12 protein-coding genes and 1 pseudogene are annotated in these 15,726 nt (G+C 68.5%); 5 read left to right on the top strand and 8 right to left on the bottom strand.

Going from position 1 to position 15,726, the window contains the following annotated elements; genetic code table 11:
* Window positions 1–9: 9 nt before the first annotated feature.
* The 3 genes from LDO27_RS17975 to LDO27_RS17985 form a co-directional block, all read right to left on the bottom strand.
* On the bottom strand, window positions 10–648 hold the full coding sequence (locus tag LDO27_RS17975; protein WP_222207578.1) for a LysE family translocator: 639 nt from the start codon (window positions 646–648) through the stop codon (window positions 10–12).
* A 13-nt stretch (window positions 649–661) separates the two neighbouring features.
* The gene (locus LDO27_RS17980; RefSeq protein ID WP_224043171.1) at window positions 662–1,417 is read right to left on the bottom strand and encodes an alanyl-tRNA editing protein; all 756 of its coding nucleotides are present in this window, start codon (window positions 1,415–1,417) and stop codon (window positions 662–664) included.
* 83 nt (window positions 1,418–1,500) lie between these two features.
* A complete protein-coding gene (locus LDO27_RS17985) occupies window positions 1,501–2,178 on the bottom strand; it encodes a VOC family protein (RefSeq protein ID WP_224043121.1) in 678 nt (225 codons plus the stop codon).
* A 189-nt stretch (window positions 2,179–2,367) separates the two neighbouring features.
* Between LDO27_RS17985 and LDO27_RS17990 the strand changes: the two genes are divergently transcribed.
* The 4 genes from LDO27_RS17990 (at window position 2,368) to LDO27_RS18005 (ending at window position 7,675) form a co-directional block, all read left to right on the top strand.
* Window positions 2,368–3,840 carry an aminotransferase-like domain-containing protein gene (locus tag LDO27_RS17990; RefSeq protein ID WP_224043174.1) on the top strand — a complete coding sequence of 491 codons (1,473 nt, stop codon included), beginning with the start codon at window positions 2,368–2,370 and terminating at the stop codon, window positions 3,838–3,840.
* Window positions 3,841–4,009: 169 nt separating this feature from the next.
* Window positions 4,010–5,911: a molecular chaperone HtpG gene (gene htpG / locus LDO27_RS17995; protein WP_222207574.1), complete on the top strand. Its 1,902-nt coding sequence runs from the start codon at window positions 4,010–4,012 to the stop codon at window positions 5,909–5,911.
* Window positions 5,912–6,214: 303 nt separating this feature from the next.
* Complete coding sequence (locus LDO27_RS18000; protein ID WP_222207573.1) at window positions 6,215–6,739, top strand: DNA-deoxyinosine glycosylase; 525 nt, start codon at window positions 6,215–6,217, stop codon at window positions 6,737–6,739.
* A 54-nt stretch (window positions 6,740–6,793) separates the two neighbouring features.
* Window positions 6,794–7,675 carry a class I SAM-dependent methyltransferase gene (locus LDO27_RS18005; protein ID WP_222207571.1) on the top strand — a complete coding sequence of 294 codons (882 nt, stop codon included), beginning with the start codon at window positions 6,794–6,796 and terminating at the stop codon, window positions 7,673–7,675.
* Window positions 7,676–7,724: 49 nt separating this feature from the next.
* On the opposite strand, the gene LDO27_RS18010 is transcribed toward LDO27_RS18005, so the two are convergent.
* Window positions 7,725–9,389 carry an ABC transporter substrate-binding protein gene (locus tag LDO27_RS18010; RefSeq protein ID WP_224043122.1) on the bottom strand — a complete coding sequence of 555 codons (1,665 nt, stop codon included), beginning with the start codon at window positions 9,387–9,389 and terminating at the stop codon, window positions 7,725–7,727.
* 168 nt (window positions 9,390–9,557) lie between these two features.
* On the opposite strand from LDO27_RS18010, the gene trmB reads away from it, so the two are divergent.
* Window positions 9,558–10,232, top strand: a complete 675-nt coding sequence (gene trmB, locus LDO27_RS18015; RefSeq protein WP_224043124.1) for a tRNA (guanine(46)-N(7))-methyltransferase TrmB — start codon at window positions 9,558–9,560, stop codon at window positions 10,230–10,232.
* 83 nt (window positions 10,233–10,315) lie between these two features.
* On the opposite strand, the gene LDO27_RS18020 is transcribed toward trmB, so the two are convergent.
* From LDO27_RS18020 to prpD, 4 genes and pseudogenes are all read right to left on the bottom strand, one after another.
* A complete protein-coding gene (locus LDO27_RS18020) occupies window positions 10,316–11,518 on the bottom strand; it encodes a DUF2863 family protein (RefSeq protein ID WP_222207565.1) in 1,203 nt (400 codons plus the stop codon).
* A 145-nt stretch (window positions 11,519–11,663) separates the two neighbouring features.
* On the bottom strand, window positions 11,664–11,813 hold the full coding sequence (locus tag LDO27_RS18025) for a hypothetical protein (protein ID WP_224043126.1): 150 nt from the start codon (window positions 11,811–11,813) through the stop codon (window positions 11,664–11,666).
* A 173-nt stretch (window positions 11,814–11,986) separates the two neighbouring features.
* Entirely contained in the window at window positions 11,987–14,692 is a 2,706-nt protein-coding gene (gene acnA, locus LDO27_RS18030; RefSeq protein WP_224043128.1) for an aconitate hydratase AcnA, read from the bottom strand.
* Between the two features lie 272 nt (window positions 14,693–14,964).
* A pseudogene (gene prpD / locus LDO27_RS18035) lies at window positions 14,965–15,726 on the bottom strand (2-methylcitrate dehydratase); the annotation flags it as partial.

Consider the following 15,726-nt stretch of genomic DNA (forward strand, 5'->3'; position numbering starts at 1 on the left):
TCACTCGCCTTACGCCGCCGCCGGCCGTACGCCGACCGCGATCCAGAGCGCGGTCAGGCCCAGCGCCAGGCCCATCGCGCGATTGAACCAGCGGATGCGCTGGCCCACCTTGAGCCACTGCCGCAGCGAGGCCCCGATCAGTCCGTACACGCCGTTGCTGACGAAGCCGAACACCCCGAACACCACGCACACCAGCAGCGCGCGCTGCGCGGGCGATTCGGCGCCGGCCATGTACGAGGCGGCGGTCGCCAGCGCCAGCATCCACGCCTTGATATTGGCGTACTGCAGCGCGGCCGACTGCCATACGGTCAGCGGCTTGAGCACCTGCTTTTCCGCGAGTGTGGCGCTGCGCCCGATCTTGTACGCGAGCCACAGCAGGTAGGCCACGCCCACCACATGCAGCAGCGTGGCCAGCACCGGGCTGGCCAGCACCAGGGCGCCCACGCCGGCCGCGCACAGCACCAGGATGCTGGCAAAGCCCAGCGACACGCCGATGCAGTGGGGCAGCGTGGCGCGCAGCCCGAAGTTGGCGCCGGTGACGGCGGCGATGGTGGTGTTGGGGCCGGGCGTAAAGGAGCCGACCGTCATCAGGGTCAGCAATGCCACGAATTGCGCGGCGCTCAGGCCGGTAAGAAGGCTGGGGTCCATGATCGGGGGCGCTTCAGGCGGGCAGGCCGGCGGCCGGCGCGAACCCGACGACGATGCGCCGGTTGGTGCGGCTCTTCTTCTCGATCTTGGTGACCACCACCGGTCCGATCTCCGCGACGCCGGCCACATGGGTGCCGCCGCACGGCTGGCGGTCCACGCCGGGGATCTCGATGATGCGGATGCTCTGCATGCCGGCGGGCGGCGCGGCGCCGATGGTGCGCACCAGGTCCGGCTGCTGCGCGAGCTGCTCGGGCGTGATGCGGTCGATGCGCACCGCGGTGCCGGCCGCGATCAGCGCGTTGAGCTGCCCGGTCAGCACCGTCTTGTCCAGCGTGGATTCCGGCAGGTCGAAGTCGATGCGGGCGGAGTCGGGCGAAATGCCGCAGCCGGTAACCGGCACGGGGATCAGCGAGCCCAGCAGGTGCAGGCAGGTATGCAGCCGCATCAGCCGGTGGCGGCGCTCCCAGTCGATGGTCACGGTCACGGTGTCGCCTGGGCGCGGCAGGTCCGCCGCGCTGTCCGCGGCGGCCGGGACGTGCAGGATATGGGTGCGGTCGGCCGAGTAGACAGTCTCGGCCAGCGGCACGGCGCGGCCGTGGGCCAGCGCCAGGGTGCCGGTGTCGCCGGCCTGGCCGCCGCTGCGCGCATAGCAGACGGTCTGGTCGAGCACGATGCCCTCGGGCAGCACGGCCAGCACGGTGGCCGTGCAGGTGCCCAGGTAGGCGTCGTCGTCGAAGCGCTTGCGGGTCGGCGGGAGGGCGGCGGGCATCGCCGGCGCCGTGGCCGGCTGGAATGCGGTCTGCATGGGGCTTTCTCCGGGAATTGGTTCTTTTTGGTTTTGTTGTCTTGTGGTCAACGCAGGGTGCGGATGCCCTGCGGCGTTTCGATGTCGGCGCGCAGCGCCGGCACGTCGCCGGCCTCGACGTCGATCAAGCCGTCCGCGCCGAGCCACGCCAGCGCCTGGCCGATCTCCCCGGACCGCGGATGCGTGGCGACCAGCCCGCGCAACGCCAGGTCCTGCTTCGGCAGCAGCGCGGACGGGTGCGTCGGCACATCCCACTGGATCAAGGTCGGCAGCACGCCATCGCCCGCCAGCTCGGGATCGCAGGCCGGCCATCCGGGCAGGCTGCCGTCCGCCGGCACGGTGATGCGCCAGCGCAGATCGCCGCGCGTCATCGGGATGACCGGGGCGATCCGCTCCGGATACTGCCCCTGCCAGGCGGACAGGTCGGCCGGACGCTCCACGCGCGCGACCCAGTGCGCGAGAAAAGGCCCATGCGCCAGCCGGCGCTGCATTTCCCCGGCGTCCAGGCCGAACCAGCGCGGCCGCGCGGGTGCTTCGGCGTCCGGGTCGATGGCGATGACCTCCAGGTAGACGCCGCCGTAGAGTCCCAGCAGACGGTTGTGCGTGCCCATGGCGGTGTGCTTGCCGCCGCCGGCGGGCGTCACGCCGAGCGTGTCGGCGACATACTGGGCGCCGGCATCCAGCGTGGCGGCGGCGATCACGAGGTGGTCGAGGGCTAGTGGCATCGTGGCTCGATCTTAGACAAGGTTGGCGGTACAGTACCGATACAGTTAATCTACTCGTATTCAGTACAGTTTCGGGAGCACGGCATGGGTGGCAGGGAAGGCGTGGAAAGGGCGGGCCCGGACATGGCGGGCGTGCCCGCGGGAGCGTCGCCGCGCGCTGCGTCGCCGCGCGCGCCGGCCGCGCTGCGGATGGTCGGCTCCGGCATGCCGCCCGCCGGCAGCCTGCCCGACCCGGTGCCCTCGACCCAGATGACACTGGTGGGGCAGCTCACCGAATGGGCGCGCATGCGCATCGACGAACGCGTGTTCCGCGCCGGCATGCGCATGCCGTCCATCCGCCAGCTCGCGCAGGACAAGGGCATTTCGCGCTTTACCGTGGTCGAGGCCTACGAACGGCTCGTGGCGCTGGGGTATCTGGAGTCGCGGCGCGGCTCCGGCTTCTACGTGCGCGAGCAGCCGGGCCTTGCCGCGCAGGCGGGCGAGGGTGCATGGGGACAGACGGGCGGCAAGGGCCAGGGCGCCGAGGCCGTCGTGCCGCGCAACATCGACGTCACCTGGCTGCTGCGCAGCATGTACCACACCGCGGAGCCGCACAAGGCGCCCGGGCTGGGCTTCCTGCCGAACACCTGGCTGGACGGCGAACTGATCTCCAGCGCCCTGCGCGGGCTGGGCCGCCAGCCCGGCAACCACTTTCTCGCCAGCGGCACGCCGCAGGGCTTCCTGCCGCTGCGCCAGCAGCTGCGCACGCGCCTGGCCGAGCTGGAGATCGGCGCCACGCCCGAGCAGATCCTGCTGACCTCGGGCATCACGCAGGCGCTGGACCTGGTCGCGCGGCTGTACGTGCGGCAGGGCGATACGGTGCTGGTCGGCGATCCCGCCTGGTTCGTGATGTTCGCGCGCTTCGCGGCGCAGGGGGCGCAGGTCATCGGCGTGCCCTATACCGCCGAAGGGCCGGACCTGGAGGCGTTGGAGCGCATCGTCCAGGCCCATCGGCCGCGCCTGCTGGTGCTCAATACCGTGCTGCACAACCCGACCGGCACCTCGCTGTCGGCCGCGCGCGCCTTCCAGGTGCTGCGGCTCGCCGAGCAGTACGACTTCCTGGTGGTCGAGGACGATATCTACTGCGATCTCAGCCCGCCGGGCCATCCGGCCACCCGGCTCGCGAGCCTGGACCAGCTGCGCCGGGTCATCTACATGGGCAGCTTTTCCAAGACGCTGGCCGCCAACCTGCGCGTGGGCTTCGTCGCCGCCAGCCCCGAACTGGTGTCGTCGCTGACCGACGCCAAGCTGCTGGCCGGCCTGAGCACGCCCGAGATCAACGAACGGGTGCTGTACAAGGTGTTGACCGAGGGCCACTACCGCAAGCATGTGGAACGGGTGCGCGGCCGGCTGGACCGCGCGCGCGACGAGACGCGCCGCGCGCTGGAGGACCTGGGCCTCGCGCTGTTCCCCGGCCAGCACGCCGGCATGTACCTGTGGGCCGATACCGGCCGCGATACCAACGCCATCGCCACCGCCGGGCACGAGGAGGGCTATCTGTTCGCGCCGGGCAGCCTGTTCTCGCCGTCGCAGCTGCCCTCGGGCTGGATGCGCTTCAACGTGGCTTGCAGCCAGGACCCGGCGATGCTGGACTTTCTCGCCCGCCAGCTCGACCGCCGGTGAGCGCCGGCTGGCCTGCGGGGGCGCCCCGCATCTTGAAAACCGGCCGCGGCGCCCCTATTTCGGCTCCCAACGGTAGGCCGCGCGACGAGCGACGCCCGCGTACCCGTACCACCGGGCACCGGCCACCGGTCCAATACCAGTCTTTCCCGCTTTATCCACGAGGAGAACCATGACCGCACCGCACGAGACGATGAGCTTCCAGGCGGAAGTGAAGCAGTTGCTGCACCTGATGATCCATTCGCTGTACAGCAACAAGGAAATCTTCCTGCGCGAATTGATCTCGAACGCTTCCGACGCCACCGACAAGCTGCGCTTCGAGGCGATTGCCGATCCGGCCCTGCTCGAAAACGACGCCGACCTGGCCATCCGGCTGGAGCTGGATCCCAAGGCGCGCACGCTGAAGATCACCGACAACGGCATCGGCATGAGCCGCGACGAGGCGATACGCAACCTCGGCACCATCGCCCGCTCGGGCACCAAGGAATTCTTCCAGCAGCTCTCCGGCGACCAGCAGAAGGATGCGGCGCTGATCGGCCAGTTCGGCGTGGGCTTCTACTCGGCGTTCATCGTGGCCGACCGCGTCACGGTGGAGACCCGCCGCGCGGGCCTGCCGGCGAGCGAGGCGGTGCGCTGGGAAAGCACCGGCGACGGCGAGTTCTCGGTCGACGCCATCGAGCGCGCCGAACGCGGCACCACCATCACGCTGCACCTGCGCGAGGGCGAGGACGATTTCCTGTCGGCGTGGAAGGTCAAGTCCATCATCCAGAAGTACTCGGACCATATCTCGCTGCCGATCCGCATGCCCAAGGAAGTGTGGGACGCCGAGGCGAGCGCGTACAAGAGCACCGGCGAGTGGGAAAGCGTCAATCAGGCCAGCGCGCTGTGGACCCGCTCCAAGACCGATATCACCGACGAGCAGTACACCGCGTTCTACCAGCACATCGCCCACGACAACGAGGCGCCGCTGGCCTGGACCCACAACCGCGTGGAAGGCCGCAGCGAATACACGCAGCTGCTCTATATCCCGGCGCGCGCGCCGTTCGACCTGTGGGACCGCAATCACCGCGGCGGCCTGAAGCTGTATGTGAAGCGCGTCTTCATCATGGACGACGCCGAACAACTGCTGCCGAACTACCTGCGCTTCGTCAAGGGCGTGATCGACTCGGCCGACCTGCCGCTGAACGTGTCCCGCGAACTGCTGCAGGAAAGCCGCGACGTAAAGGCGATCCGCGAGGGCAGCACCAAGCGCGCCCTGTCGATGCTCGAAGCGCTGGCCGAGAGCGACGACGAAGCGCAGCGCGCCAAGTACGCGACGTTCTGGCAGCAGTTCGGCCAGGTGCTCAAGGAAGGCATGGGCGAGGACACTGCCAACCAGGAGCGCATCGCCAAGCTGCTGCGCTTCGCCTCCACGCACAACGACACCGCCGAGCAGAACGTATCGCTCGACGACTACGTGGGCCGCATGAAGGAGGGGCAGGACAAGATCTACTACGTCACGGCCGATACCTGGACCGCCGCGAAGTCGAGCCCGCATCTGGAGGTCTTCCGCAAGAAGGGCATCGAGGTGCTGCTGCTGACCGACCGCGTGGACGAATGGATGCTGTCGTTCGCGCACGAGTTCGACGGCAAGGAACTGGTGTCGGTGGCGCGCGGCGGCCTGGACCTGGGTACGCTGGCCGATGCCGAGGAAAAGGCCGAGCAGGAGAAGGCCGAAACCGAATGGAAGGACGTGGTGTCCCGCGCCAAGGACGTGCTCAAGGACAAGGCCAAGGATGTCCGCATCACGCTGCGCCTGACCGACTCCGCCTCCTGCCTGGTGTCCGACGAAGGCGAGATGAGCGGCTACCTGCTTCGCATGCTCAAGCAGGCCGGGCAGAAGGCGCCCGAGGTCCATCCGATCCTGGAGCTGAACCCGGAGCACGCGCTGGTGCGCAAGCTGCGCGACGTGGCCGACGACGCGTCGTTCGAGGACCGCGTGCGCATCCTGTTCGACCAGGCGCTGCTGGCCGAGGGCGGCATGCTGGAGGACCCGGCGGCCTACGTGCAGCGGATCAACCGGCTGCTGGCCTGAGTCGGTTGTCGCCGGGGTGCGGTGGGCTGGTCGCTATTGCGGGCGGTCACCCTCACCCCGGCCCTCTCCCGCCCGCGGGAGAGGGAGCAAACCCCGGGTGTTCCCGCCCGCGGGAGAGGCAGCAAACCCCGGGGTGTTCCCGCCCGCGGGAAAGGGAGCAAACCGCGGGTGTTCTCCCCTCTCCCGCCCGCGGGAGAGGGGCGGGGGTGAGGGTGAACGGTCGCAGCAGGACGAAGGCCGGCAGGACGCGGTCCCCATGCCTGTCCCCGTGACCCCATGCGCGTTGGCGTTATCCTGTTGACCATGTCCTCGTCTCCAGAACTTCCGTCCGATCCGCCCGATCTTCAACAGGGCCTTCCCCCCGTGATCGACCGCCAGACCCGCGTGCTGGTGCTCGGCAGCTTTCCCGGCGCGGCCTCGCTGGCCGCGCGCCAGTACTACGCGCATCCGCGTAACCAGTTCTGGCCGCTGATGGGCGCGCTGCTGGGCGAACCATTGGTGGAACTGCCCTATGCGACCCGCCTGACGCGGCTGCTTGCGCATCGCGTCGGGGTGTGGGACGTGCTGGGCGCCTGCGTCCGGCAGGGCAGCCTGGATTCCAATATCCGCCATCCGCAGGCCAACGACTTCGAGCGCCTGCGCCGGCTGGCTCCGGAGCTCAAGCGCGTCGGCTTCAATGGCGGTACCTCCGGCCGCTTCGCCCCGGCCTTCGCCGCGGCCGGCTACGAAACCGTGGTGCTGCCGTCCTCCAGCCCCGCCCACGCCGCGCGCAATTTCGAGCAGAAGCTGGAGTTGTGGCGCGCGCTTCTGTCACAATCGCGCCCTTGAAACCGGACGCCATCGCGCCGCTCCGGCCTTATCGTTTGCCCTGATCGTCGCCCCATGACCCTGTTGAAAAGAAGATCCATCGAAGCCGTGGCCTCGCGCCGTCCCGCGCGCGGCGAGCGCGAGCGCGGCGGGCGCGCCAATGGCACGCCCCGCGAGGAAAAGCGGATGACGCCCCGTTTCGCGCCGGTGACGTTCTCGGAGATGGACGGCGTGCGCTATCTGCATTTCGGCACGGAGTGGGTCCAGGGTGCGATGCGCCTGCGCAAGCCCGATGCGATCGAGCTGGAGTACGCCCAGCAGATGATGGCGTGGCTGCTGTTCCTGTCGCCGTCGCAGGACGGCTTCCATGTCGCGCAACTGGGGCTGGGCGCCGCCGCGCTGACCAAGTTCTGCCACCGGCATTTCCGCCAGGCCCGCGTTACCGCCGTCGAACTGAACCCGGCCGTGATCGTCGCCGGGCGCAGCATGTTCGGACTGCGCGAGGACGATGCGCGCCTCGCCGTGCGCGAGCAGGACGCCTGGGATTACGTGATGGACGCCGCGCACACCGGCGCCCACGACGTGCTGCAGGTGGACCTGTACGACGCCACCGCGCGCGGGCCGGTGCTCGATACCACGGCCTTCTACAAGGCGTGCCGGCGCGTGCTGAAAACGCCGGGCATGATGACCATCAACCTGTTCGGGGACCACGACAGCTTTCCCAAGAACATCGTGCGCATCTGCGAGGCCTTCGACGACCGCGTGCTGGTGTTTCCCGAGGTGCACGACGGCAATATCATCGCGCTCGCGTTCAACGGGCCGGCCATCGATATCGGCTGGGACGAACTGGATGCGCGCGCCGCCGTGGTGGAAAGCGCCACGGGCCTGCCGGCCCGCGCCTGGGTCAAGGGACTGCGCGCGGCCAATGCGCGCCAGGAAGAGCGGCTGCGGATCTGAGCCTTCCGCAAGCGGGCCGCGGGCCGCGTATCGCGCCCGCGCGCCGGCCTTACTCCTTCGTGAAGAACTGCGCGAGCGACCATTCGTCGGTGCGCGCCTCGTAGCGCACGCCCTTGCGCATGGCCCACATCGCGAGCTGGCTGTGCGAAGGGATGATGGCGTGCTGCTCCAGCGCGAACTTCGCCGCGGCCTTGGCGGCGTCCTCGCGCGCCTTCAGGCTGCTGACCGTGGTCAGCGAGGTCTCGATCATCTGGTCCAGCTTCGGGTTGCTGAACTTGCCCCAGTTCCACGTGCCGTAGCCCGTCTTCGGATTGGGCGTGCCTGTGATCGAGCGCAGCGCCACGTCGGAGGCGGCCGAGCCCCAGCCCAGCATCTGGAAGGCGAACTCGCCCTGGCGCGCCCGCGTGAAGTAGGTGGCCACCGGCATGGTTTCGACCTTGGTCTGGATGCCGATGCGGGTCAGCATGCTGGCCGTGGCCTGTGCCACCGCGGCGTCGTTCAGATAGCGGTTGTTGGTCGCGTGCAGCGTCAGGCCGAAGCCGTCCGGATAGCCCGCCTCGGCCAGCAGTTTCTTCGCGCGCGCCGCGTCGTAGGCGTCCGGCTTGGTGCCCGGATGGCCGAAGATCTGCGGCGACACGATCGATGAGGCCGGCACCGCCAGCCCTTCCATGATGCGGCTGACGATGGCGTCGCGATTGAGCGAATGGCTGATCGCCGCACGCACGCGCGCGTCCTTGAACGGATTCTTGCCCAGCGGCTTGCCGGCCTTGTCGGTCACGAAGGGTGGGTTGTCGCGCGACTGGTCCATCTGCCAGAAGATGGTGCGCCACGATACCTGCTGTTCGATGCGGAACTTCGGGTTCTGCTTGAGCTTGGCCACGTCGGCCGACGGCACGCCCTCGATCACGTCGACATCGCCGGCGAGCAGCGCGGCGGTGCGCGCGCCGCTGTCGGTGATGATGCGGAACACCGCCCGGTCCCACGCCGGCTTCGGTCCCCAGTAGTCCGGATTGCGCTCCATGACGATTTCCTGCCCGCGCGCGAAGCGCACGAACTTGTACGGGCCGGTGCCGATCATCACCTTGCCCGAGTCGAAATCGTTCTGCGCCAGCGTCGAGGCGACCTTCTTCGGCATGATGGGGATGCTGTTGAGGTCGTTGGCGAGGTTGGCGTAGTTCTGCACGTTCATCGTCAGCCGCACCGTCAGCGGGTCGGGCGTGTCGATGCGCGCGATGGGTTTGGTGTAGCTGGTGAACGAGCCCGGCGCGTTGGTCAGCTTTTCCGGGCGCTCCAGCGACGCCTTGACGTCTTCGCTGGTAAACGGCGTGCCGTCGTGCCATTTGACGTTGGGCCGCAGCTTGACTTCCCACGTGGTGGCGTTGACAGGCGTCCATGACAGCGCCAGGCCGGGAATATAGCGGGCGTTCTTGTCCATGAACACCAGCGACTCGAACACGTGCAGGGCGATCGCGTTGTTCGGCCCGGCGTTGTTCCAGTGCGGGTCCATCGAGGTCACGTCGGCGGACAGGCCGATGCGCAGGTCCTCGGCACGTGCCGCGGTGGCCGGCACCAGCGTCAGCGCAGTCCATGCGGCAAGGCCCAGCGCGGCGGAGGCGCCGGTGCGCAGCAGCGTGCGGCGCGACGGCGAGCGGGCGGGCAGGGCGGCATGGGTGGCGTGGCGGGAGGGGGCGGGCTGGGTGCGGCGGGTCGTCATCGGGTGGGGCTCCTCGCGCGTGCCGGCATCGAGGGCACGCTGATTTCCAGGGTTTCGCGCAATTGTGCCGTCAAACCGGCGCTCGCGTGCAATGCGTCCGTCATATCCATATGCCCGCGGGCAGGGCGCCCGGACGGCTGCAGCGGGGCCAGCCGGTAGAATCGCGCCATGTTTGCCAACTCCCGCACCATCGCCTCCGCGCAGACCGGCGCGCACGAGCATCTCGCCGCCCGCGTGGCCCGCCATCTCGCCGAACCGTTCCGCAAGCCCATCGGCGCGCCCAGCGCCCGCGCGATGGAGCAGGCCCTGCAGGCCTGGCAGCGCGCCGGCGGCGCGCCGCTGATCCTGGATGCCGGCTGCGGCGTGGGCGAAAGCACGCTGCGGCTGGCCACCGCCCATCCCGGCCACTTCGTGATCGGCGTGGACCAGTCGGAGAAGCGCCTGACCGCCGGCAAGGACTGGTGGGGCGAAGCGATGCCGCCCAACTTCACCTGGGCGCGGGCCGATCTGGTCGACGTCTGGCGCATCCTGCAGGCCGATGCCATCGCGGTGGCGCGGCACTACGTGCTCTATCCCAATCCCTGGCCCAAAATCGGCCACCTCGGCCGGCGCTGGCAGGGGCATGCGGTATTCCCGGCGCTGGCGGCCTGCGGTGACTATCTCGAATGCCGCAGCAACTGGGGCATCTATATCGAGGAATTCGCGCAGGCTTTGCATCTGGTGGGACGGCAGGCGCGCGTGGAGCCCTGGCAGCCGGCGCAGCCCATCACGCCGTTCGAGCGCAAGTACGCGGCATCGGGCCATGCGCTGTGGCGCTGTGTCAGCGAGAGGGCGAGGGCCTGAAAGCGCAACGGCCCGCACAGGGCGGGCCGTCGGATTGGCGGGGAGTCGTCGCCCCCGCGGCGGCGGGGCCGACAGGAGGCCGGCTAGTGGAACAGCGGCTGCTGCGTCGGCGCGTCCTCCGGCAGCTCGGCATGCACGATCTCGCCGGAGCGGTCGGCATACAGCGGCGTGCCGCAGTCCTCGCAGTACTCGGGGTCGAACAGGGAGGCATGGCGGAAGATGTCCTCCACGCCGGCATTGCGCAGTTCCTCGCAGATCTGCTCGAGCGGATTGCCCTGCGCGCTTTCCTCGACCTCGCCGGCCTCGCGGCCATACACGGGCCAGACGATGCCGTAGATGACGTCCTTCTCGCCGCGCATGGTGAAGCCGACCCGGTATTCCTCGATCTCTTCCTCGCCGAACGCGGCGGTGACGGCGGCCAGCTGGCCGGCCTGCACGTCCAGCGTGCCGCACAGGTAATTGACGGCGGCGCGCACGGTCAGCGGGCGGATGCTCTTGTCCGACTCGCGGCACGACAGGAAGAACGCGTCCGGCAACAGCAGCTCGAACTCGCACCCGGGCAGCAGCATCGCCAGCGACGGTTGCACCTGCTTGCGCCATTGCTCCAGGCAGGCCGAGCGTTCGGCGTGGTGCTCCTTGGCTTCTTCCTGCCAGCGGAACAGCGGACCTTCGTGCGGCGCCACGACCACCGCCAGCAGGTAGCGCGGGTCGGCCAGGATCGGCGCGGTCTCGGGCAGGTCTCGCAGGTCCACCTTGGGCGCGACGCCGGCCAGCGCGGCCGCGATCAGCTTGTGGGTCAACGCGAACGTGTCGCTGTGCGTGCGCGGCAGCTGATCGATGCTGTACAGGTAGGGCGACAGCGCCATGCGCGCGTCCGCCGCCAGCACGTGCGCCTTCAGGTGCACGGCCAGCGTCTGGGCCAGTTCGGGCTTGAGACCGCCTGAGGGAATGGCGTACCGGGTATGCGCGAGAATGGGCGCCGCGATCAGCAGCGCGTCGTACGTCACGCCGTCGACTTCGACGGTGGCGGATTCGGCCAGTGTCTCGGCCTGTTCGGCCAGCACGTCCGAGGCGTCCGCGTTGTGCTTGAACAGATGCTCCAGCGCCGCGTCCAGTGCGGACTGGCTGCCGTTCTTCAGCAACCGGCCGAGGCGCAGCGAGAGCCTGCGCTCCCAATACGCGTCTTCCATGCGGCTGCCCGAAGCGTCAAGGGCGAGGGCATCGGCCACGAGCCGCTCGGCGTCGGGCGAAAGACGTTGGGAAGCCTTGGGGCGAAAACCTGCCATATGCTGAGATCATCCGTTTTACGGTAAAACGGTATTCTACTCGCTGGCCCGCCAAATTCAGCCGCAAATAGGGGGTATTCGCCAGAGAACCGGCGCCCGCGGGGCTGACGCCCCCGGTAGGGGCCCGTCCCGCCCGGCGGGCGGCCTACTTCGCGGCCGCGGGCTCGGACGCGGCGGGCGCGTGCGTCTCGACGCCGTGCTGCTCGCCGCCCATCGATACATCGCCTCCCCCCTTCATCAGCAGGTACAGCGCCGCGCCGGCAATCACGAGGAAGGCGATAAGGATCTTTGCCATGGTGTCTCCTGGGCTGGTGGCCGCGCGCAAGGGCAGGCGCGCGGGCCGTCGATGTCGTTGTGGTGACAGTGTGGCAGCGCAGCCTTGCGCGGAACTTACAGGCGGCCAGTACCGGCCCGCCATGCAAAACGCCCCGCCTTGGGGGCGGGGCGTCGCGGCTTGCAGGGGCTGGATCAGGCTGCCAGCAGCTGGCGCAGCACGAAGGGCAGGATGCCGCCGTGGTTGTAGTAGTCCACCTCGATCGGCGTATCGATGCGCAGCAGCACTGGCACGCGCTGGCTGTCGCCGTTGCTGCGGTGGATCACCAGGGTCACGTCCTGCTGCGGCTTCAGGTCGCCCTCGATGCCCTCGATATCGAAGGTCTCGTTGCCCACGATGCCCAGCGTCTGCGCGCTGTCCGCGCCCTTGAACTGCAGCGGCAGCACGCCCATGCCGACCAGGTTGGAGCGGTGGATGCGTTCGAAGCTGCGGGCGATCACGGCCTTGACGCCGAGCAGCTGCGTGCCCTTGGCGGCCCAGTCCCGCGAGGAGCCGGTGCCGTATTCCTCGCCGCCGAATACCACCGTCGGCGTGCCCTCGGACACGTACTTCATCGCGGCGTCATAGATCGACATCTGCTCGCCCGTGGGCTGGTGCAGCGTGAAGCCGCCCTCGACGCGCGAGCCGTCGTCCTTGGGCGGGATCATCAGGTTCTTGATGCGCACATTGGCGAAGGTGCCGCGCATCATTACCTCGTGATTGCCCCGGCGCGAGCCGTAGCTGTTGAAGTCGGCCTTGAGCACGCCGTGCGACAGCAGGTACTTGCCGGCGGGCGAGCTTTCCTTGATCGAGCCGGCGGGGGAGATGTGGTCGGTGGTGACCGAGTCGCCGAACACGCCCAGCGCGCGGGCCCCGCGGATGCTGCTGCCGGCCGACGCGGGCTCCATGCCGAAGCCTTCGAAGAAGGGCGGCTCGGCGATATAGGTGGATTCCGGCCAGTCATAGACCTGCCCGCTCGTGCCCTGCACCTTGGCCCACAGCGGGCTGGGCTTCATCACCTTGTCGTAGTTGGCCTTGAACGTCTTGTCGTTCATCGCGAAGCGCATCAGCGCGTTGACCTCCTCGGAGGTCGGCCAGATGTCGCCCAGGTAGATGTCGTAGCCGTCCTTGCCCTTGCCGACCGGCTCCGTCATCAGGTCGCGCGTGACATTGCCTGCGATGGCGTAGGCGACCACCAGCGGCGGCGAAGCCAGGAAGTTCGCGCGGATATTCGGATGGATGCGCGCCTCGAAATTGCGGTTGCCCGAGAGCACGGCCGCGGCGACCAGGTCGTTCTCGACGATGGCCTCGTTCAGCGACGGCGCGAGGTCGCCGGCGTTGCCGATGCAGGTGGTGCAGCCATAGGCGGTCACGCCGAAGCCGAGCTTTTCCAGGTAGGGCAGCAGGCCGGCGGCGGTCAGGTACTCGGTCACCACGCGGCTGCCCGGCGCCAGCGAGGTCTTGATGTGCGGCGCCACTTCCAGCCCGGCCTCCACCGCCTTCTTGGCCAGCAGGCCGGCGGCCAGCATCACGCTGGGGTTGGACGTGTTGGTGCACGACGTGATGGCGGCGATCAGCACATCGCCGTTGCGCACCTGCACGCCGTCCGAGGTGGTGTAGGTCTGGTCGAGGTCCGCGATGTCCTTGTTGAAGCCGTTTTCCTGCACCGGCTTGGCGAACAGCGTCGAGAAGGTGCTCTTGACATTGCCGATCTCGATGCGGTCCTGCGGACGCTTCGGGCCGGCCAGCGACGGCGCCACGGTGGCCAGGTCCAGCGACAGCACCTTGCTGTAGTCGATATCGCCCGCCTGCGGCACGCCGAACATCTCCTGGGCGCGGAAATAGGCCTCGAAGGCGGCGATCTCCTCTTCGGTGCGGCCGGTGCCCACGAAGTAGTCGATGGTCTTTTCATCGACCGGGAAGAAGCCCATGGTGGCGCCGTACTCGGGCGCCATGTTGCCGATGGTGGCGCGGTCCGGCACGGTCAGGCTGGCGGTGCCTTCGCCGAAGAACTCGACGAACTTGCCCACCACCTTCTCGCGGCGCAGCATCTCGGTGATGGTCAGCACCAGGTCGGTAGCCGTCACGCCCTCGCGCAGGCGGCCGGTCAGCTCCACGCCCACCACGTCCGGCGTCAGGAAGTAGACCGGCTGGCCCAGCATCCCGGCCTCGGCCTCGATGCCGCCCACGCCCCAGCCGACGACGCCGATGCCGTTGATCATCGTCGTGTGCGAATCGGTGCCGACCAGGGTGTCCGGGTAGTAGACGCCGTCCTTGTTATGTACGCCGCGGGCCAGGTATTCCAGATTCACCTGGTGCACGATGCCGAAGCCGGGCTGCACCACGCCGAAGGTATCGAACGCCTGCATGCCCCACTTCATGAACTGGTAGCGCTCGTTGTTGCGCTGGAATTCCAGGCGCATGTTCAGGTCCAGCGCCTTCTTCTCGCGGAAATGGTCGATCTGCACCGAGTGGTCGACGACCAGGTCCACGGGCACCAGCGGCTCGATCTTCTTCGGGTTCTGGCCCATTTTCTCGGCCACGTTGCGCATCGCCGCCAGGTCGGCCAGCAGCGGCACCCCGGTAAAGTCCTGCAGCACCACGCGCGCCACGACGAACGGGATCTCGTCGGTGCGGTCGGCGACCGGCTGCCAGCCGGCCAGCTGCTTCACGTGTTCCTCGGTGACCTTCTTGCCGTCGCAGTTGCGCAGCACGGACTCCAGCACCAGCCGGATGGACACGGGCAGGCGCTCCACCGCCACGCCCAGTTCCTTGCCCAACTCGGGCAGGGAATAGAACCGACCCTTGGCCTTGCGGCCGATATTGAATTCCTTGAGCGTGTTATTGAGGTTGTGGGGCATTGCCTGACTCCGATCGAAGAGGATGCTGCTGCTGGGACTCTGACTGCGGGATTCTTGTGCCGTTCAGCCGGCGGGGCCGCTGCCGCGGCCGCCCGGCGGCGCGCAAAACGGTGCCGGGCGAGGGATGGCGGCAACTTGCCATGTAATGAGTTTGCTACTTTATGCCGCTCCCGGCGAGACGGCAACCAGACGGAGGGATATGCGGCCGGGTTTTCTCCCCTCTCCCGCCAGCGGGAGAGGGAGCGCGCCTTCAGCGTACGGCCGCCATCGTGTCAGATCACATACAGATCCACATACTCGTGCACCGGCATGGCCTCGAGCCGGGCCTGGTCCAGCGACACGGCCAGGATCGCCTCCTTTTGCCTGGCCGGGAAGCGGCGCGCCAGGTTGGTGCGGAATTTCTCCACCAGCAGCGGAATGCCGTCGGCGCGCCGGCGCTTGTGGCCGATCGGGTATTCCACCACCACCTCCGGCAGCACCGTGCCGTCATTGAGCTCCACCGTCATCGCGTTGGCGATCGAGCGCTTCTCCGGGTCGTGGTAGTCGGCGGTGAAGGCCGGGTCTTCCACGCACACGATCTTGTCGCGCAGCGCGTCGATGCGCGGGTCCGCGGCCACCTTGTCCTCGTAGTCCTCGGCCGTCAGGCGCCCGAACAGCAGCGGCACGGCCACCATGTACTGGATGCAGTGGTCGCGGTCGGCCGGGTTGGCCAGCGGGCCCTTCTTGTCGATGATGCGGATGCACGCCTCGTGGGTGCGGATGGTCACCCGCTTGATATCGGCCGCGCTCTTGCCGGCCGCGGCCAGCTGCCCGTGCAGCGTCATGGCCGCTTCCACCGCGGTCTGCGAGTGGAATTCGGCCGGGAAGCTGATCTTGAACAGCACGTTCTCCATCACGTAGGAGCCGTAGGGGCGCTGGAACTGGAACGGCTGGCCCTTGAACAGCACGTCGTAGAAGCCCCAGGTCTTGGCCGAGAGCACCGACGGATAGCCCATCTCGCCGGTCTTGGCGATCAGCGCCAGGCGCACCGCGCG

The sequence above is a fragment of the Cupriavidus respiraculi genome, assembly GCF_914271545.1.
GTDB classification, from domain to species: domain Bacteria; phylum Pseudomonadota; class Gammaproteobacteria; order Burkholderiales; family Burkholderiaceae; genus Cupriavidus; species Cupriavidus respiraculi.

Bases quoted from the DNA above. Each gene is read 5' to 3' on its own strand.
- LDO27_RS17975 (WP_222207578.1), bottom strand. From the start codon at position 648: ATGGACCCCAGCCTTCTTACCGGCCTGAGCGCCGCGCAATTCGTGGCA.
- LDO27_RS17980 (WP_224043171.1), bottom strand. From the start codon at position 1,417: ATGCCCGCCGCCCTCCCGCCGACCCGCAAGCGCTTCGACGACGACGCC.
- LDO27_RS17985 (WP_224043121.1), bottom strand. From the start codon at position 2,178: ATGCCACTAGCCCTCGACCACCTCGTGATCGCCGCCGCCACGCTGGAT.
- LDO27_RS17990 (WP_224043174.1), top strand. From the start codon at position 2,368: ATGGTCGGCTCCGGCATGCCGCCCGCCGGCAGCCTGCCCGACCCGGTG.
- htpG (WP_222207574.1), top strand. From the start codon at position 4,010: ATGACCGCACCGCACGAGACGATGAGCTTCCAGGCGGAAGTGAAGCAG.
- LDO27_RS18000 (WP_222207573.1), top strand. From the start codon at position 6,215: ATGTCCTCGTCTCCAGAACTTCCGTCCGATCCGCCCGATCTTCAACAG.
- LDO27_RS18005 (WP_222207571.1), top strand. From the start codon at position 6,794: ATGACCCTGTTGAAAAGAAGATCCATCGAAGCCGTGGCCTCGCGCCGT.
- LDO27_RS18010 (WP_224043122.1), bottom strand. From the start codon at position 9,389: ATGACGACCCGCCGCACCCAGCCCGCCCCCTCCCGCCACGCCACCCAT.
- trmB (WP_224043124.1), top strand. From the start codon at position 9,558: ATGTTTGCCAACTCCCGCACCATCGCCTCCGCGCAGACCGGCGCGCAC.
- LDO27_RS18020 (WP_222207565.1), bottom strand. From the start codon at position 11,518: ATGGCAGGTTTTCGCCCCAAGGCTTCCCAACGTCTTTCGCCCGACGCC.
- LDO27_RS18025 (WP_224043126.1), bottom strand. From the start codon at position 11,813: ATGGCAAAGATCCTTATCGCCTTCCTCGTGATTGCCGGCGCGGCGCTG.
- acnA (WP_224043128.1), bottom strand. From the start codon at position 14,692: ATGCCCCACAACCTCAATAACACGCTCAAGGAATTCAATATCGGCCGC.